18 protein-coding genes and 1 pseudogene are annotated in these 16645 nt (G+C 60.4%); 10 read left to right on the top strand and 9 right to left on the bottom strand.

Annotation, left to right across the window (positions count from 1 at the left end):
• Positions 1 to 126: 126 nt before the first annotated feature.
• From BZ163_RS08125 to BZ163_RS08110, 4 genes are all read left to right on the top strand, one after another.
• Positions 127 to 918 carry a VacJ family lipoprotein gene (locus BZ163_RS08125; RefSeq protein WP_128870510.1) on the top strand — a complete coding sequence of 264 codons (792 nt, stop codon included), beginning with the start codon at positions 127 to 129 and terminating at the stop codon, positions 916 to 918.
• On the top strand, positions 908 to 1171 hold the full coding sequence (locus BZ163_RS08120; RefSeq protein ID WP_128870509.1) for a hypothetical protein: 264 nt from the start codon (positions 908 to 910) through the stop codon (positions 1169 to 1171). Before BZ163_RS08125 ends, BZ163_RS08120 begins: the two co-directional genes overlap by 11 nt.
• A gap of 78 nt (positions 1172 to 1249) precedes the next feature.
• A complete protein-coding gene (locus tag BZ163_RS08115) occupies positions 1250 to 3187 on the top strand; it encodes an alkaline phosphatase D family protein (RefSeq protein WP_128870508.1) in 1938 nt (645 codons plus the stop codon).
• A gap of 101 nt (positions 3188 to 3288) precedes the next feature.
• On the top strand, positions 3289 to 3792 hold the full coding sequence (locus BZ163_RS08110) for an adenylate kinase (protein ID WP_128870507.1): 504 nt from the start codon (positions 3289 to 3291) through the stop codon (positions 3790 to 3792).
• A 221-nt stretch (positions 3793 to 4013) separates the two neighbouring features.
• On the opposite strand, the gene msrA is transcribed toward BZ163_RS08110, so the two are convergent.
• The 3 genes and pseudogenes from msrA to msrB form a co-directional block, all read right to left on the bottom strand.
• A complete protein-coding gene (gene msrA / locus BZ163_RS08105) occupies positions 4014 to 4721 on the bottom strand; it encodes a peptide-methionine (S)-S-oxide reductase MsrA (RefSeq protein ID WP_128870506.1) in 708 nt (235 codons plus the stop codon).
• 31 nt (positions 4722 to 4752) lie between these two features.
• Positions 4753 to 4869 (bottom strand): annotated as a pseudogene (locus BZ163_RS34775) (hypothetical protein); the annotation flags it as partial.
• Positions 4870 to 4904: 35 nt separating this feature from the next.
• Complete coding sequence (gene msrB / locus BZ163_RS08100; protein WP_128870505.1) at positions 4905 to 5423, bottom strand: peptide-methionine (R)-S-oxide reductase MsrB; 519 nt, start codon at positions 5421 to 5423, stop codon at positions 4905 to 4907.
• A 151-nt stretch (positions 5424 to 5574) separates the two neighbouring features.
• Here msrB and BZ163_RS08095 point away from each other — a divergent pair, with 151 nt between their 5' ends.
• The 5 genes from BZ163_RS08095 (at position 5575) to BZ163_RS08075 (ending at position 11034) form a co-directional block, all read left to right on the top strand.
• The gene (locus BZ163_RS08095) at positions 5575 to 6285 is read left to right on the top strand and encodes a response regulator transcription factor (protein WP_128870504.1); all 711 of its coding nucleotides are present in this window, start codon (positions 5575 to 5577) and stop codon (positions 6283 to 6285) included.
• Positions 6286 to 6290: 5 nt separating this feature from the next.
• On the top strand, positions 6291 to 7811 hold the full coding sequence (locus BZ163_RS08090) for an ATP-binding protein (RefSeq protein ID WP_128870503.1): 1521 nt from the start codon (positions 6291 to 6293) through the stop codon (positions 7809 to 7811).
• Between the two features lie 154 nt (positions 7812 to 7965).
• On the top strand, positions 7966 to 8466 hold the full coding sequence (locus tag BZ163_RS08085; protein ID WP_128870502.1) for a hypothetical protein: 501 nt from the start codon (positions 7966 to 7968) through the stop codon (positions 8464 to 8466).
• A gap of 198 nt (positions 8467 to 8664) precedes the next feature.
• Entirely contained in the window at positions 8665 to 9369 is a 705-nt protein-coding gene (locus tag BZ163_RS08080) for a hypothetical protein (RefSeq protein ID WP_128870501.1), read from the top strand.
• Between the two features lie 234 nt (positions 9370 to 9603).
• On the top strand, positions 9604 to 11034 hold the full coding sequence (locus BZ163_RS08075) for a PLP-dependent aminotransferase family protein (protein ID WP_128870500.1): 1431 nt from the start codon (positions 9604 to 9606) through the stop codon (positions 11032 to 11034).
• A gap of 108 nt (positions 11035 to 11142) precedes the next feature.
• Here BZ163_RS08075 and BZ163_RS08070 read toward each other — a convergent pair whose 3' ends face one another.
• The 6 genes from BZ163_RS08070 to yfcF all read right to left on the bottom strand — a co-directional run bounded on the left by BZ163_RS08070 (position 11143) and on the right by yfcF (position 16545).
• On the bottom strand, positions 11143 to 11943 hold the full coding sequence (locus BZ163_RS08070) for an N-acyl homoserine lactonase family protein (protein WP_128870499.1): 801 nt from the start codon (positions 11941 to 11943) through the stop codon (positions 11143 to 11145).
• Positions 11944 to 11957: 14 nt separating this feature from the next.
• Complete coding sequence (locus tag BZ163_RS08065) at positions 11958 to 12917, bottom strand: diiron oxygenase (RefSeq protein ID WP_128870498.1); 960 nt, start codon at positions 12915 to 12917, stop codon at positions 11958 to 11960.
• A 67-nt stretch (positions 12918 to 12984) separates the two neighbouring features.
• Complete coding sequence (locus BZ163_RS08060) at positions 12985 to 13743, bottom strand: TauD/TfdA family dioxygenase (protein ID WP_128870497.1); 759 nt, start codon at positions 13741 to 13743, stop codon at positions 12985 to 12987.
• Positions 13744 to 13764: 21 nt separating this feature from the next.
• Positions 13765 to 14637, bottom strand: coding sequence for a branched-chain amino acid aminotransferase (locus BZ163_RS08055; protein WP_128870496.1), 873 nt, complete (start codon positions 14635 to 14637; stop codon positions 13765 to 13767).
• A gap of 24 nt (positions 14638 to 14661) precedes the next feature.
• The gene (locus BZ163_RS08050) at positions 14662 to 16002 is read right to left on the bottom strand and encodes a KamA family radical SAM protein (protein ID WP_128870495.1); all 1341 of its coding nucleotides are present in this window, start codon (positions 16000 to 16002) and stop codon (positions 14662 to 14664) included.
• A 42-nt stretch (positions 16003 to 16044) separates the two neighbouring features.
• Positions 16045 to 16545, bottom strand: coding sequence for a glutathione transferase (yfcF, locus tag BZ163_RS08045; RefSeq protein WP_371916796.1), 501 nt, complete (start codon positions 16543 to 16545; stop codon positions 16045 to 16047).
• A 17-nt stretch (positions 16546 to 16562) separates the two neighbouring features.
• On the opposite strand from yfcF, the gene BZ163_RS35115 reads away from it, so the two are divergent.
• On the top strand, positions 16563 to 16645 hold an 83-nt coding region (locus tag BZ163_RS35115), incomplete at its 3' end, for a helix-turn-helix domain-containing protein (RefSeq protein ID WP_143510986.1).

Below are 16645 nucleotides of genomic sequence, written 5' to 3'. Positions count from 1 at the left end.
CCATTCAGGGCAGCGCGTCATATATTTCAATCCTGCAATAAAGCGTCATCGGCGCAATAAACCAGACATCTTTGCGCAAGGCTCGGCGTTCAGCATCACCGCGAATTCCTCCCGAGACGTGCATCCATGTTGCCTTTCAAATGTGCTCCCTGGCTGGCCCGCAACACCTCGATTGCCGTGTTGGCCGCCGGGATGGCGGGTTGCAGCAGTCAGCCGCCGTCCGCCGCCAGCGTGACTTGCGCCGAAACCGGCTATTCGGTGAACGACCCGGCGGAGCCGTTCAACCGCGGCGTTTTCGCCTTTAACCGGGTGATCGACGACTACGCCCTGGCGCCGGTCGCTCGCGGCTACCGCTACCTGCCGGACTTTTTCCAGACCGGTGTGCATAACTTTGTGGCGAATTTCGGCGAGCCCAAGGTCTTTATCAATGACCTGCTGCAAGGCAACCCGAGACGCTCGGCCAATACCCTGGGACGTTTCGTGTTCAACACCACGGTCGGCGTGGCGGGTTTGATCGATGTCTCCGGCATGGCCGGTGTCCCGCGTCACAATGCGGACTTCGGCCAGACCTTCGGTGTGTGGGGCATCGGCAATGGCCCAACGCTCGAACTGCCGTTCCTCGGCACCTCCAACAGCCGCGACGCCGCAGGGCGCGTGCTCGGGTTTGTCGTCGATCCGTTCGGCAGCAATAGCGATACCGTGGACACGCTGACTACTGTCGACACGGTCGGCAGCATTGTCGATGGCCGCGCACAAGCCCTGCCGCTGACCGACAGCCTGCAACAACAACCGGACTACTACAGCGCACTGCGCAACGTGGTCGCCGAGCATCGGGCGGCTTACGTAGCCGATGGCAAGCAAGGCTCGCCGGACAATATTCACTCGCAATGCACAGGAGCGCCGGCCGATGGTGTCTGAAAGCAACAGCCTGATTCTGCAACAACGGTTGATCCAGCGAGGCCCGGCCAATCTGCACCTGCGGGAAGTCACCCTGCGCCTGTCGCCGGACTGTCGCCAACTGGTGCTCAGCCGCTACACCGAACACTATGGCCCGGCGCTGGTGCGCTGGATCGAGCGAAGCCACACGGTGTCGGTGAGCGAGCTGTTTCGCTGGCTCGTGGCCAATGGCGAAACGACGTTGATGAGAGGGGACACCCCACCACTGCCTTGACTGTCGGATTCAAGCCAGTTGCAATTCATTGACATCAGCTGCGTTATCATTCTGCGCTTCTCTGTATCAAGAACCCGGATGTCCATGTCTTTACCACTGCCCGACGCTCATCAATCCCTGCCCCCTGTCCTGGTCGGCCCGCTATTGCGGCGTCTGGAGCCCAAGCGGTTGGTGTTGTGGCTGGTGGGGTCGCGGGCATTGTCGCTGACGTTGCGGTTGCAGAATGTCGGCGATATCCGCCTGGACGACACGCAGTGCACGGTGGTCCCGGTCGGCACTCGCGCCTTTGTGCATTTGATCGATGTGCCACTGGACAGCCCCCTGCCCTGCGACACGCTGATCGAATACGACCTGTTGATCGACAAAGGCGAAGACGACGACGTCGAGTCGGGCATCGCCTCTTGGGCCCCGCACTTGCTGTACGGCGAGGCCGGTTGCCCGAATTTCGTCCTGCGCTCACGGGTTGATCAACTGTTGCACGGTTCCTGCCGCAAGCCGCACTTTCCGGCGCCGGATGGTCTGCTTTGTGTCGATCGCTTGCTGGAGGCCGAGCCGGAGGCAGAAAAACGCCCGGCGCTATTGATGATGAGCGGTGATCAGGTGTACGCCGACGATGTCGCGGGGCCGACGTTGCGGGCCATTCATGCCCTGATCGAGCGACTGGGGTTGTTCGAGGAGCACCTCGAAGGGGCGGTGGTCAGCGACAGCGCCAAACTCTACAACCACCCGGCCAGTTACTACCATCGTGCGGATTTGTTACCGGCGCTGCAAAGCAACGACACCCTGCGAGACCGGTTTTTCGGCGGCGCGCGCAAGCCGATTTTCACCAGCAGCAGTGCTGACAACCATCTGGTGAGCTTCGCCGAGGTCATGGCCATGTACCTGCTGGTGTGGTCGCCGACGCCCTGGACGTTGATCGCGCCGAAACCGCCGAAATTGATTCCCGAACGGCGCGAGCGGTATGCGCTGGAGCAGACCCGGGTCGACGGCTTCAAGACCGGTCTCGGCAACGTGGCCCGAGCGCTGGCACATCTGCCGTGCCTGATGATTTTCGATGACCACGACATTACCGATGACTGGAATCTTTCCGCACAGTGGGAGGAAACGGCCTACGGCCATCCGTTCTCCAAGCGCATCATCGGCAATGCGTTGATCGCCTACATGCTGTGCCAGGGCTGGGGCAATAATCCGGATGCGTTCAGCGGCGTGCTGGAGAAAACCCGTTTATTGAGTGCCACGGGGCAGGACCACTACCTCGACAATGAAGTCCAGGATGAGTTGATCGATGAACTGTTGCGGTTCCAGAACTGGCATTTCGTGCTGCCCACCACCCCGGCGATCGTAGTGCTCGACACCCGCACCCGGCGCTGGCGCAGCGAGATGACGCTCAAGCAGCCATCAGGCCTGATGGATTGGGAAGCGCTCAGCGAACTGCAACAGGAACTGCTGGATCATCCTTCGGCGATCATCGTTTCGCCGGCGCCGATCTTCGGCGTCAAACTGATCGAAACCGTACAGCGCGTCTTCAGCTGGTTAGGCTACCCCTTGCTGGTTGACGCAGAAAACTGGATGGCCCATCGCGGCGCGGCACAGGTGATCCTGAACATTTTCCGACACTCGCGTACACCCGGTAACTACGTGGTGCTGTCAGGCGATGTGCATTATTCCTTCGTCTACGAAGTGCTGATCCGACATCGTAAAGCGGGGCCCAGGATCTGGCAGGTCACCAGCAGTGGCATCAAAAACGAATTTCCGTCGGGCCTGCTCGAGTGGTTCGACCGGCTCAACCGCTGGCTCTATTCGCCGCGCTCGCCGCTGAACTGGCTGACCAAACGCCGACGGATGCGCATTGTTCCGCATGTTCCGGAGCATGCTGAAGCCGGTGAACGGCTGTGGAATTCGGCGGGGATCGGGCAGGTGTTCTTTAATGAGAAAGGACAACCGCAGGCGATTTATCAGTTGAATGCGAATGGCGCGCCGAAGACGCGGATGGTGGCGCCTGAGGCGAGTGACTGACGGGGTGAGACCGAGTCGCCTGCTTCGTCGGAACGCCGCCCGGCGCCGGCTCGCTCCCTGCGCTGAGAATGGCCCTGCAGATCATTTGATCGGTGCCGCTTATGGATTTCACCAGAACCCTGATCATTGGCAACTCCGGTTCCGGCAAAAGCTGGCTGGCCGAGCGATTGGCCAGCCATCTGCTAGTGCCGTGGATTGATCTGGATTCGATTCACTGGCTATCCGACGAACACAGTATCGCGCGTCCCCGCGGCGAGGCATTGGCGATGGCGCGGATTGCGGCCAGTCAAGAGTGCTGGGTGATCGAGGGCGTTTACGGCTGGATGGTAAGCGAGCTTATACACCGGGCCACGGCGCTGATCTGGCTGTGTATTAGAGATGAAGAATGCGTCGCCAATATTCGCCAGCGAGAAGCCGGGCGCGATGATAATGATGAGTTGTTGATTGCCTTGCTGGACTGGGCCGGCAGTTATCGGACGCGTGATGACTCCAGTGGATATGCCGCGCATAAGCGATTGTTCAAGGGATTTACCAGCGCGAAACTTCAACTGATGGACCGCACTGAGGCGATGGCTTTCGCGAGTACGATGCGACGAACCCACTGATATCACCGGCATAACCCTTTCACGGCCGAAGCTGAATGGCCGTTGTTCCCCCACCTGCACCAATATCCGGCGCTTAAATCGGAACGGGATTACATCGTTCCCGGAAGCGTCTTTTAAAACGCGGCCCCATACTGCGCGCCTATCGGAATGCGGAGAAGACGATGCGAACCCCTAGCCGAGCCCAACACGTCTTGAACCCTGGGAGCCATGCCTCTGTCGACTCATAGCCCTGCCTTCACCAACACCGGTTTTTCCTGATACCGATCCGGATACAGCCGCTTCAACTGCGCCACCTTCGGCAAGTCGTTGATCACGATGTAGGGATAGGTCGGGTGTTCGGTCAGAAAGTCCTGATGCTCCTCCTCTGCCGGGTAGAAACCGTTGTACTTTTCCAGCTTGGTCGCAATGGGCTTGTTGAACGAACCGGCGGTGTCGAGCTGGGCGATGTAGGCCTGAGCCACGCGCTGCTGTTCGCTGCTTTGCGGGAAAATCGCCGATCGGTACTGGGTTCCGGTGTCCGGCCCCTGACGATTGAGTTCGGTCGGATCATGGGCCACGGAGAAATAGATTTGCAGCAAGGTGCCATAACTGACCTGAGTCGGATCGAAGGTCACTTCGACAGACTCCGCATGGCCGGTATCACCCTCGCTGACCCGCTCATATCGAGCCGTGTCGGCTGTCCCGCCAGCGTAACCGGAGACGGCCTGCTTCACGCCTTTGACATGCTGGAACACCCCCTGGACGCCCCAGAAGCAGCCGCCGGCAAGGACCACGGTTTCGCTACGGGCCTGGGTCGTTTCATCGAGGGTCGGAGGTGGAATGAGCACGGCTTGTTCAGCGGCACCGAAAGAGAATGCCGCGCATTGACCGATGACGCCAGCGGCGGCCAGCCCCAACAGGGCGCGACGCCAGGTGAACAGGGTTTTCATGAGGCGGACTCCTGGGTGAAAGTAAGGGCGATCAACCGAAGGTAAAGGCATAGGCCGAGACACCCGGATCGAGAAACTCGATGCTGAAGGTCCGGTCCTTGACGCTGCCGGTCTGGCGCACCAGTTGGTACAGGCGTTGCCCGGTCACATAACGTCAACCTGCATAACAAGTGAGAGAAAGGATCAAGCCACCTGTGGCTTGAAGGTCAGCGCCAGACCGTTCATGCAATAACGCAGGCCGGTGGGCTTGGGCCCGTCATCGAAGACATGCCCCAGGTGACCGCCGCAACGCCGGCAGTGCACCTCTTCGCGCACAACGCCGAAGGAGCGGTCCTGACGGGTGGCCACGGCTTTGTCCAGCGGCGCCCAGAAGCTCGGCCAGCCGGTGCGGCTGTCAAACTTCGTTTCGGAGGAAAACAGCGGCAGATCGCAGCCGGCGCAAGCAAAAATGCCGTCACGGTGCTCGTTGTTCAGCGGGCTGCTGTAGGCCCGTTCGGTGCCTTCTTCACGCAGGATTTCGTACTGCCCGTCGCTGAGCATGGCGCGCCACTCGCTGTCGCTGTGGCTCACCTCGAAAACCTCCGCCGCGCTGACGTCACTGACCAGGGCAGAGCTTGCGGCAAATTTTGGCAATACACCGACCACCAGGGCTGCAGCCCCCAGCCCGCCGCACGTTCCAAGAAACTGCCGCCGTGTAAACATGATCTTCTCCGATAAATCCAGGTACCTGACATGGAACACAGCGTAGGCTTGGTTTGATCGCCAAACCCTCACGGAGAGTTAAACAATTCGTGATAACTCCAGCCGAGAAAAACCCGCACAATGCGCTCATCGCGCCGAAGGATTGAGCTTGATGGAACCCGCCAAACGCATCCTCGTGGTCGAGGACGACCTGCCTATCGCCGACCTTATCTGCCTGCATCTGCGCGATGAGCAGTTCGAGGTGGTGCACTGCGCCAACGGCGACGAAGGCATGCGCCTGCTGCAGCAAGGAGGCTGGGACGCACTGATCCTCGACCTGATGCTGCCCGGTGTCGACGGCCTGGAAATCTGCCGCCGCGCCCGCGCCATGGCCCGCTACACACCGATCATCATCACCAGTGCACGCTCGAGCGAGGTCCACCGGATTCTCGGGCTCGAACTCGGCGCAGACGACTACCTGGCCAAACCCTTTTCCATGCTGGAGCTGGTCGCCCGGGTCAAGGCACTGCTGCGACGGGTCGACGCCATGGCCCGCAACCTGAAAATGGACGCCGGCAGCCTGATCGTGGACGGCCTTTCCATCGACCCGATTACCCGCGAGGTGTCCCTTGACGGTCGGCGCCTCGACCTCACGCCCCGGGAGTTCGACCTGTTGTATTTTTTCGCCCGCCAGCCCGGCAAGGTGTTCTCGCGCATGGACCTGCTCAACGCCGTATGGGGTTACAGCCACGAAGGCTACGAGCACACGGTCAACACGCACATCAACCGCCTGCGGGCGAAAATCGAGGCCGATCCGGCACAACCGACGCGAATCCTCACGGTATGGGGTCGTGGCTACAAGTTCGCGGCGAAGGAGTCATAGCGCTCATGAGGCTAACGCTGACGCAACGCCTGTCCCTGGTCTTCGCCGTGCTGTTGCTGGTGTGCTGCGGTACCTCGGCGTGGATGCAGGTGCGCTCCAGCCAGATGCATGAACTGGAGGTGGTGCAAGGGCTGTCGCGCAATCTGGCGCAGCATATTGCCCAGGACACGGTACTGATGGATGCCAATGGCCTGATGCCCGATGCCGTGCGCGAGTTGTTCAGCAAGCTGATGCAAGTCAACCCCAGCGTCGAGGTCTATCTGCTGGACACCGAAGGCGCGATTGTCGGCAGCGCGGCACCCGAGGGGCGGATACGCCGGCAGCGGGTTGACCAGGCGCCGATCCAGCGCCTGCTCCGAGGGGATGCCCTGCCGATCGTCGGCGACGACCCGCGCAGCGCCGATGGCCGCAAGGTGTTCAGCGCCGCGCCGTTGCAGGTCAACGGCAAACCGGCAGGCTACCTGTATGTCGTGTTGCTCAGCGAAGAGCGCGACCGCCTCGCCGAACGCGGCGCCACCAGCGCAGCGCTCAATACCGCCCTGGTGTCCATCGGGCTCGCCGCCCTGTTGTGCCTGATTGCCGGCCTGACGGCCTTTGCACTGATCACCCGCCCCTTGCGACGTTTGACCGAAACAGTCAGCCGGTTCGACATCGACGGCGTCCCAGTCGCGCCGGCCGTGCCCGCCCCGGTAGAAAAAGCCGCCAGCCACGATGAGATCGCGGTCCTCGACGCCGCCTTCCGGCAGATGCAGGCACGCCTCAGCGAACAATGGCGCTCGCTGACCCGCCAGGATCAGGAACGCCGCGAACTGGTGGCCAATATTTCCCACGACCTGCGCACACCATTAGCCTCGCTGCACGGTTACCTGGAAACCCTTTCATTGAAGGATGCAACGTTATCCCCCGCCGATCGCCGCCGCTACCTGGGCATCGCCCTGGATCAAAGCCGCAAGGTCGGGGGCCTGGCGCAGTCGCTATTGGAACTGGTGCGCCTGGAACACGGTTTCGTGCAACCGGTGCTGGAACGCTTCTCCCTGACCGACCTGGTGCAGGACATCTTCCAGAAATTCGAACTGACGGCCGAGGCCCGGCAAGTGCAACTCGAGGCCAGCTTTGCACCGACGGTATCCGGGGTGTTTGCCGACCTGGGGCTGATCGAGCGTGTACTGACCAACCTGTTCGACAACGCCTTGCGGCACACACCACCTGGAGGAACCATCGGCATCAGCCTCGTTGCGCAAGGCAAGTTCGTCGAAATCACCGTCCGCGACAGCGGGCCGGGCATCCCGGCAGAACTACGGGAAGGTCTGTTCCTGAGGCCGTTCAACATTGGTGGGGCACGACGTGACGGGGGACTGGGTTTGCGCATCGTGCAGCGGATCCTGCAGCTGCATGGCCGTGAGATTCGTCTGGTGGATGTGCCTGGGCAAGGTGCTACGTTTATCTTTTCGCTGCCCCGGGATGAAGAAACCGCGACCGCCTTGGCGGTGCGCTCGATGAACCTGAATACACCGGGACAGGCCTGATGAACCCTGCTCGCGAAGACGACAGACCATTCAATGCGGCGGACAAACGGGCGCAGCAATGGCTGCATCCGTGAAGGTACCGGGAAATAGTCGACTGCTTCTAGCGAAGCACGGCTATTATCCCCGCATCTTTTTTTGGCAAGGACGCTGCAAGATGTTCAACGCCCTGCAAAATACCCCGTTGTGGGTTTATGCGATCTTTGTGCTGCTCTGCTGCCTCGGCATCAAAGCCCTCTCCCCAACCCGCGAAAGCAAAACGTCGTTGTTGATCACACCCCCGATTGTGCTCGGCTGGTCCCTGTATTCGCTGAACCTGTCGTTCCATCCATCGTTATCGGTAGGTTACTGGATAGTCGCCGTAATGGTGGGGTGCGCCGCCGCGCTGGTGATTTTTTCACCCAAGGGTATCTCGCTGGATGACACGGGAACCGCGTTGATCCTGCCGGGCACGATCAAAACCCTGGCGCTTTATCTGCTGTTTTTTGCGGTTAGCTACTACTTTGGCTACGAGGCCGAGGTTCACCCGCAACAATCGAAGACCCTGCCGGTCATGTTGCTCAAGGCATGTGCGTCGGGCGTTGCCAGCGGTTTGTTTTGTGGGCGTTCGATCAGGTTTTACCAGACTTTCCGCTCACTGAAGATAGCCCCCCTGTAGGAGCTGGCTTGCCAGCGAAGGAGTGTCAGCTACATTGATGTCGACTGACACTCCATCGCTGGCGAGCCAGCTCCTACACAAGGGGGTGTTTTGTCCAACACCCGTGACAACGCAGCGCAGGTCCAATAGATTAGGCGGCCTGAAAAGGCTCTGCGCTTTCTCGCCTCAATCCAAGTTAAAAGAAGTAGTGAAATTTCAATGTCCGATTCCAATACCGCTGAATCCGTAGTCACCTTGTCGTCCAAAGCGGAATACGAAAACTCCATCAATCTTTCACAGCATGTATCCCAGGCCAAGACCATCAGCGAGATGGTCCTGGACGCTTTCCAGTCCACCCGGGAAAGCGATCAGATCCGTGAGCTGCGTGCCGCGATTCGCCAGGCGCACGACCGCTTCGACGACGACACCGCCTACGAACTGATGGGTGAGCTCAAGCAACTCAAGGACGCTGAGGCCGCCGACATCGCCGCCCTGGAAGACCTGAGCGGCAAGTTCCCGATCAGCCGTATCCTGTCCAGTTTCAAGGACGATCCGGCCTTTCAGGAAATCGTCTACGGCCTGGCGCTGAAGGTGCTGAACCAGACCCACCAGGCCATCAGCAACCCGACCAGTGGCAAGAGCAAGGCTGCCCGGGCCAAGAAGGACGGCGAAGTGTTTATCATCAGCAAAGACGGGATCAGCGTCACGCTGCCGCTGCGGACTCCGCGTTCGCGTCTGAACGTAGACCGTAAAGCCCTGGAGTTCCTCGGCCTGGCCTTCGTCGGCGAAGGCGATGAAGCGGAGCTGGAAAGCGCGACGTTCCTGGACAATGCGGGGGCCGAGCAAGCGGTCAACCGTAAAAACATCATCACCGCGCTTCAGCAGCAAACCGCGTTCGAAGGCTACAGCATCACCGCCCAGTAACACCCCCTGCCGGCGGCGCTTCAGACGCCACTGAGCCAAGAGCCCCGCCCAGGAGCCCCGCCCTAGAGCGGGGCTTTTTATTGCCCGCGACTCCAGCAAAAGCACGATTACTCTCTCAGTATCGACACCAGAAAGAACACTTCCCTTAACCCTTGAACACCACGGGTCCGCCTGCGGGGAGCGTCAACTCACTTTCCAGCCCAAGACTTCAGTGGTGCGATTGCTGAGGTCATCATGCACACGCTCCCCTTGTACCGTCAGTTAGCCAACCACTACCTCGATGCGATCCGCAGCGGCACCTTGAAAACGGGGGAGCGGTTTCCCTCCATTCGGCTGATGATGGAAAAACACGCCGTCAGCCTGTCGACCGCGGTTCAGGTATGCCGGGAACTCGAGGATTGCGGCGTGCTGGAAGCCCGTCCGCGCTCCGGCAACTACATTCGCCAGCCCGTCGACTTGCCTAAACCTGGCGCCATCACCCCTCTCCCGCCCGTGGACACCGGTGTCTATATCGGCATTCACGAACAAGTGTCGTGGGTACTCAAGGCCAGCCAGCGTGCGACGATCAAGGTTAATTTGGCCACTGCCTACTGCGCGCCGGAACTCTATCCGCTGAAGACGTTGCAGGACCATATGCTCAAGGCGCTGCGCCAGGATCAGCATTTGCTCGACGCGGCAGGGCCGACCTGCGGTCATAGCGCCTTGCGCAGCATCCTTGCCCGCCGGGCGCTGACCGCCAAAGCGAACCTGAGCGCGGAGCGGATTGTCATCACCAATGGCGCGACCGAAGCGATCAACCTGGCTTTGCGCGCGGTCACCCAGCCCGGTGACACCGTGGCGGTCGAGTCGCCAACCTTCTACGGCCTGCTGCAAATTCTCGAAAGCCTGAACCTGCGGGTACTGGAAGTCCCGGCGACGGCGCATGCCGGGATCAATCTGTTGGCCCTCGACCAACTGTTGCAAGGCCCCGAAAAAATTCGGGCGCTGATCGTCATTCCCAACCTGCAAAATCCGTTGGGCAGCATCATGCCCGACGCCAATAAGGCGCGGTTGGTGCAGCTGTGTGCGCAGCACAATACGGTGCTGATCGAAGACGACACCTATGGCGACCTGGTGGATACCGAGCAGCCGTTGTCCACCCTCAAACACTGGGACCGAACCGACAATGTGATCTATTGCGCGTCGCTGAACAAAACCCTGGCACCGGGCATGCGCCTGGGCTGGATCAGTGCGGGCAAATGGCACGACCGTGTGGAAATGCTCAAGCACACCCAATCCCGCGCTTGCGAAGCGTTGTCGCAACTGGCGGTCAGTGCGTTCATGAAGACCCCGTCCTACGAACGTTACCTGCGCCGGTTAAGGAAAACCCTCACGCAACAACGCCAGCAGATGAGCGCGGGGATCAGCCGCTATTTTCCCCCGGGCACCTGCGTGACCACTCCTCAGGGCGGGACGTTGCTGTGGGTGGAATTGCCTCGCCACCACTCGTCACTGGCGCTGTTCCATGAAGGGCTGAAGGCGGGTATCCAGATTTCACCTGGGGATATCTTTTCCAATACCAAGCGGTTTGACCACTTTGTGCGCATTGGTTGCGGCGCGCCGTATTCACCGAAGATAGACGAAGCCCTGGCGACGCTCGGTCAACTGCTGAAAAACCAGGGCTGACCCATACCCTGTAGGAGCTGGCTTGCCAGCGAAGGCGTCCTTCCAGCGAACACTTTATTGACTGACACACCGCATTCGCTGGCAAGCCAGCTCCTACAGGGGGAGTCGTCAAGCTGGGCGTTGGTGCAGGCAGATAATGTGCGGATCGTCATTCCAGTGCGGGAAACGTTCGGCGATCAGCGGGTCGTGGCCGGGAATGACGTGGTCTTCGCTGTCGGCCAGACGATCGATTTCGATGAAAGCCTCAAGGGTTTGCGCCAGATCATCCAGAATCGGAAAAGGGCTACGCTCACGGATGTTGGCCCACAAATGCGCAGCATCCGAAGCCAGTACAATCCACCCACGCTCAGTGTTCACCCGCACCACCTGGCTACCCGGCGTATGCCCGCCCACCGGGTGCAAGGTCACTCCGGGCATCACCTCGACCGTGCCGTTATGCAAGCGCATCCGCCCTTCAAACAACGGCGGCAACGCCGACATCACATCATCGACCTCGTAGGTTTTATTCACCGTGCGATGGGCCATTTTCGGTCCGGTGCAGAAGCGCAATTCCGCTTCCTGCAGATGCACGGAGGCCTTCGGAAACAGCCCGAGGTTACCGGCGTGGTCCCAGTGCAAATGGGTGAGGATCAGGTTGTCCACGTGCGCCGGATCAATGTCCAACTGGCGCAGGGATTCTTCCGGCAGGCGGTACATCTGACGGTTGCGCCGATCCGCCGTGGCCGGTTGAAAACAGGTGTCGACCACGATCACCTGCTGCGCGTTGCGGATGACCCAGAAGTAGTAATCCAGCGGCATGGACGCATCGGGATCACCGCAGCACGCATCGTAGAGAAAATTCTCCCGGGCGGTGCGCTGGGCATTGGCGCCGACTCGGATGGCGAACACTTCGTACACAGGAATGGACATATTCACCTCCTGATTCAGGCCGCTGCCGTGGCGTTGAGGGTCGGACGAAAGTCGAAATCGATCTCGTCGCTGATGCCCAGGTCCTGGGCCAGTCGATGCAGGCCGCTGTAGTCACGCATGATCGTGGCGTTCTTGTTGCTCTCCCGGGTGTCGGCAATGATCAGCGCGGCGTCCTCGACCCCGAGCTGCGTCAGAATCGCCTCCCACATCGAGTAGTCCTGAGCGATAAAGGCACTCAGCGCCACCGACAAGGTGCGTGCGAAAAATGCCCGCTGGGGCGGTTGCATGTTGGCGTACATGACCTTCGCCACTTCGGCGAGAATCTTGCTGTGGGCATACTCGTCGCGATTATGCAGCTCGGCCACCCGACGGTTTTGCGGCTGAATGCTCTGATCGTCGGCCAGCAGATCCAGATAGGCGTTGACGCTGATCTCGGCCACCACCGCAAACGTGATCGCCGCCAGATCCCGCTGCCATTGCTCGGGCAATTCTTCACGCAGGGCAAGCAGGCGCAGGTAGGTGACCGACGGTGGCAAGTCCAGATCCTGATCGAGTGCGCGTTCCTCCCTGGTGCGCTCAATGGCCCGCAGGTGCATGAGCGTGTGGTAGTGCTCGTCGATGAGGGTCTGCTGCATCGCCTCGCGAAAATGCCAGTCGTTCTTGCCCAGGTACTGATTGGCGATGACGCTCAGCGCCGGGTTCACCACATGTTCTTCGGCGGTCACCGTGCGCAGGTTGTAGCCGATCCAGCCCCAGGTCACCACGGTGCTCTTGAGCTCGTCGCTCAGGGCCTGGAATTTCGGGTGATGGAAAAACGGCACCATGGACTCCGGATAATCCGGGCGTGCCGGGTCGAACGCTTCGCGGGGCTCGGCCTTGTCCGGTGCACACACCGTGGCTCTTTTGGTCCAGGACTGATTGAGCCGCACGATCAGTTGGTGATCGACCTTGGCGATCTCGATTGCTGTTTGCATGACGCGATACCTGTAGGACGCGTACCCATCAAGGGGTACGCCAAAGGAATAATGGGCGACGGATGAATCAGGCCAGCCAATAGCGGGTCAGGTGGCGCGCCGGGTCAGTGTATCGACTGCGGGCGTGGATCATTCGCCAGTTGTCCCAAATCAGCATGCACCCGTCGGGAATCAGCACCGGGGTGTTGTGCTGCACGAAATACGCTTCGCCCAGCACTGCAAACCTGGCCAGCGGCGAGTCGCTGTTGGCAACCTGGGAATGGCGTAGATCTTCCCTGGAAGGGTTCACATCGCCGTAGTGAAACTGGTTGTAGCTGAAGCGGAAAATATCTCCTTCCTCGGTCGGCGTCAGGATGTATTCCTTGACCCGGCATTGCGCCGCTTCGCCGGGTTTGGCGGTGGCAACAAACTCCACCGCCGTGTCGTCGATCCATTCGCGCAGCTCGGGTTCGGTGCGCCCGAGAAACGCCAGGAATTCATAACCGTCCACGAGCCCCGTATGCCCGCCACCGCACGTGGCCTGTTGATGACAATGCAATGCCAGGTAGCGCGGCGGCGGTGCATAGACCGGCGCTTCGGTGTGTGGGCCGATGCCGTTCATGCTCTGGGAATACGGCAAGTCTTCGTACCCCGGCTTGCGGGTGATGGCGAAAGCGGTCTGGCCATTGAATTGCGGAATGACCGGGCCGAACTCATGCAGCGTGCCGAGCACATCGTAGGCGAATTCGCCCGGTGTCAGCACCGTCCAGCCGCGCGCCGACAACTCCCCATGGCGGTGGCCCAGTGAAACGTAAGGTGCAGACGCAACAATCCCTTGATCTGACATGGTGAAGTTCCTGGCTGTTTATCAGGCGTTGACGGTTGAGGTGTAAGCGGCAATGAATTCGCGGCAGGCGCGGCCCGGTCGATAACGCTGCTGATCGATGCTCTGCACCGGGGTGATTTGTGCAGCGGTACCGGTAAGAAAACATTCGTCGAAGTCGCCAAGCTCCGTAGGAACAATGGTGCGTTCGAGCACCTGGTAATCCAGGGTCCTGGCCAGTTCGATAACGGTCTGGCGGGTGATGCCGTTGAGGAAGCAGTCCGGCAGCGGAGTGTGCAATATCCGGTCTTTGACGAAGAACACATTGGCGCTGGTGGCTTCAGCGACGTGGCCCCGCCAGTCGAGCATCAGGGCATCGTGATAACCGTGGTTTTCCGCGTCGTGCTTGCTCAGTGTGGCGATCTGGTAGTGCCCGGACGCCTTGGCTTCGAAGGGGCTGCAACTCGGCGGCGGACGACGCCACTCGGCGGTCTTCAGACGAATGCCGGCCATGTGCCCTGCCGGGTCGAAATAGCTTGGCCACTGCCAGCAGGCAATCGCCACGTGCACGCGATTGAAGCGCGCCGAGGTGGCAATCATTTCACTGCCGCGCCACGCCACCGGGCGCAGATAACCCTCGACTACGCTGTTGCGCTTTAACAGTTCATGGCTGGCCGCTTCCAGCTCGGCCAGTTCATGGGGAATGGCAAAATCCATCAATTGCGCCGAGCGATACAGGCGCTCGGTGTGTTCACGCAGTTTGAAAATCTTGCCGTTGTAGACGCGTTCTCCTTCATACACGGTGCTGGCGTAATGCAGACCATGGGTCAGTACATGCAGCCGCGCCTGGGACCACTCGACGAACTCGCCGTCGAGCCAGATAAACCCTTCTCGCTGATCAAACGGGATACCGCTCATATCCATATCTCCTAAAGAATCGTCCTACGCTGTCTCGAGCAGGACCGGTATCAATTCGGTCACTGCCACAGGCTCGGGCTGAAAGAAGAACAAGCGCTCGCCAAACGCCGGCCTCAATTCGTCGAACCAGGTCGCCTGCGGATCGAAGCGCGCATGGAAGGTGCGCAACACCCATTGCGGATTGCGGGCCTGGAGAAACTGCAGCACGAAGACCTTTTCCCCGGCCACGGTCTCGATGCCGTTGATCAACACCTTGCCGTAGAAGGTGCTCATGGACGGCCCGCGCACCGTGCGTGCCAGCCCGGACACCGTGCGATAGGCCGCCTGGAAAATCTCGAACGCCCGCGCCAGCGGCATCGCGAAGTAATGGCTGGGCCCGGTATCGCGCTCGACGAACATGTAATAAGGCACTGCCCCGAGCCGCACGCCTTCGGTCCAGAGCGCCGCCCAATCCGCAGGGTTCTCATTGATGTGCCGGATCACCGGCGCCTGCATGCGCAGGGTGGCCCCGGTGGAGCGAATGCGTTCGATGGCCTGGCGGGCGATGTCCTGACGGATTTCCACCGGGTGGTTGTAATGCCCCATGATCGACAGGTTTTTCCCCGCCGCGACGATCCGACTGAACAGCTCGAGCAGCTCGGGCGCATCCTTGTCGCTGACAAAGCGCTGCGGCCAATAAGCCACGGACTTGGTGCCGATGCGGATGTTTTTCAGGTTGCGCAATGTCAGCAACGGCTCGATGTAACCGGCCAGCGAACGGGTGTTCATGATCATCGGATCGCCCCCGGTGATCAGCACATCGGTGACCTCGGGGTGCACCCGCAAGTAGCTCACCAGCTCCTGGGATTCACGGGCATTGAACTTGAGCTCTTCCTCGCCGATGAACTGCGCCCAGCGGAAACAGAAGGTGCAGTAGGCGTGACAGGTCTGGCCGGCACCGGGAAAAAACAGCACGGTCTCGCGGTACTTGTGCTGAATGCCCGGCAGGACTTTGCCGTCGAGGGTCGCGCCGTTGTGTGTCAACTGCCCGGCCGGATGAGGGTTCATGCGCTGCCAGATCGCTTCGATCCTGCGCTTGATGGCGCCGGCATCATCCCGTTCGATCAGCTGCTTGAGCGAGGCATACTCGTCCGCCAGCAGCATGTCTTTGTGAGGAAAGGTCATGCGAAAAATCGGATCGTCCGGGATGTTGTTCCAGTCGATCAGCGTCCCCAGCACGTATTCATTGGTGCGAAACGGCATGACCCTGGCGACGACGGTCATTGCTTCCTGCAACGCTGGGGTCAGTTTGTGCCAATACGGCGTGTCGCGAATGGTGCGTGAGTTATAGGGTTTGTATCTTTCCTGCTCCGACAGTCCCTGCATGGCAGCGCTCCTGATGATTGCCTGGCGGTGGCCCTGGATATTTCAGAGTGCGATGGCCGGCGCTGCGCGCTCCATGTCCATCCACGCCCGCACGCTGTCGCGATCCCACTGGCGGCGCACATAGGCCGCGAGTCGCGCAGGCACCTGATCGCCATTGGCGAGCAGGCGGTTGAGCATGATTGCCAGGTCGGTGTCGGCAATGCTCCAGTCGCCGAACAGGTGCTCGGCGCCCTCCTCCAGCAACCGGTCAGCCACGAAGAACAATCTGCCGACAGCGGCCAGCGCCTCGTCGGACAGCGGGTTATCTTTTTTACCGAAGTAGATGAGGTCCGCCGGGCGTTCCCTGCGAATCACCAGCAGATCGCTGCGCAGCCAGGCCTGGAGTTGACGAGCGCGGGCGCGCTGCTTGATGTCTCGCGGGAAGAGTGTGTGATGCCCTGGTGCAACTTCCTCCAGGTATTCGGCAATGGCCGAAGATTCCGACAGGGCAAAACCTTCGTGAACCAAGGTGGGAATGGCGGTCTCAGTGACCAAGTGCAACACCCGAGGTAAGGTGCTGCATGACTACTCACTACACCCACTTGACCATCGAAGAGCGCGTAACGCTAATGATCATGCGTATGCAAGGCGCCTCGCTGCGAGC

This window comes from Pseudomonas sp. VI4.1, assembly GCF_002029345.1.
In the GTDB taxonomy this organism is placed as follows: Bacteria; Pseudomonadota; Gammaproteobacteria; order Pseudomonadales; family Pseudomonadaceae; genus Aquipseudomonas.
This window is presented reverse-complemented; position numbering and strand designations above follow the sequence as displayed.

What these genes read in the sequence shown, in the direction of transcription:
- BZ163_RS08125 (WP_128870510.1), top strand. Translation starts at nt 127, where the DNA reads ATGTTGCCTTTCAAATGTGCTCCCTGGCTGGCCCGCAACACCTCGATT.
- BZ163_RS08120 (WP_128870509.1), top strand. Translation starts at nt 908, where the DNA reads ATGGTGTCTGAAAGCAACAGCCTGATTCTGCAACAACGGTTGATCCAG.
- BZ163_RS08115 (WP_128870508.1), top strand. Translation starts at nt 1,250, where the DNA reads ATGTCCATGTCTTTACCACTGCCCGACGCTCATCAATCCCTGCCCCCT.
- BZ163_RS08110 (WP_128870507.1), top strand. Translation starts at nt 3,289, where the DNA reads ATGGATTTCACCAGAACCCTGATCATTGGCAACTCCGGTTCCGGCAAA.
- msrA (WP_128870506.1), bottom strand. Translation starts at nt 4,721, where the DNA reads ATGAAAACCCTGTTCACCTGGCGTCGCGCCCTGTTGGGGCTGGCCGCC.
- msrB (WP_128870505.1), bottom strand. Translation starts at nt 5,423, where the DNA reads ATGTTTACACGGCGGCAGTTTCTTGGAACGTGCGGCGGGCTGGGGGCT.
- BZ163_RS08095 (WP_128870504.1), top strand. Translation starts at nt 5,575, where the DNA reads ATGGAACCCGCCAAACGCATCCTCGTGGTCGAGGACGACCTGCCTATC.
- BZ163_RS08090 (WP_128870503.1), top strand. Translation starts at nt 6,291, where the DNA reads ATGAGGCTAACGCTGACGCAACGCCTGTCCCTGGTCTTCGCCGTGCTG.
- BZ163_RS08085 (WP_128870502.1), top strand. Translation starts at nt 7,966, where the DNA reads ATGTTCAACGCCCTGCAAAATACCCCGTTGTGGGTTTATGCGATCTTT.
- BZ163_RS08080 (WP_128870501.1), top strand. Translation starts at nt 8,665, where the DNA reads ATGTCCGATTCCAATACCGCTGAATCCGTAGTCACCTTGTCGTCCAAA.
- BZ163_RS08075 (WP_128870500.1), top strand. Translation starts at nt 9,604, where the DNA reads ATGCACACGCTCCCCTTGTACCGTCAGTTAGCCAACCACTACCTCGAT.
- BZ163_RS08070 (WP_128870499.1), bottom strand. Translation starts at nt 11,943, where the DNA reads ATGTCCATTCCTGTGTACGAAGTGTTCGCCATCCGAGTCGGCGCCAAT.
- BZ163_RS08065 (WP_128870498.1), bottom strand. Translation starts at nt 12,917, where the DNA reads ATGCAAACAGCAATCGAGATCGCCAAGGTCGATCACCAACTGATCGTG.
- BZ163_RS08060 (WP_128870497.1), bottom strand. Translation starts at nt 13,743, where the DNA reads ATGTCAGATCAAGGGATTGTTGCGTCTGCACCTTACGTTTCACTGGGC.
- BZ163_RS08055 (WP_128870496.1), bottom strand. Translation starts at nt 14,637, where the DNA reads ATGAGCGGTATCCCGTTTGATCAGCGAGAAGGGTTTATCTGGCTCGAC.
- BZ163_RS08050 (WP_128870495.1), bottom strand. Translation starts at nt 16,002, where the DNA reads ATGCAGGGACTGTCGGAGCAGGAAAGATACAAACCCTATAACTCACGC.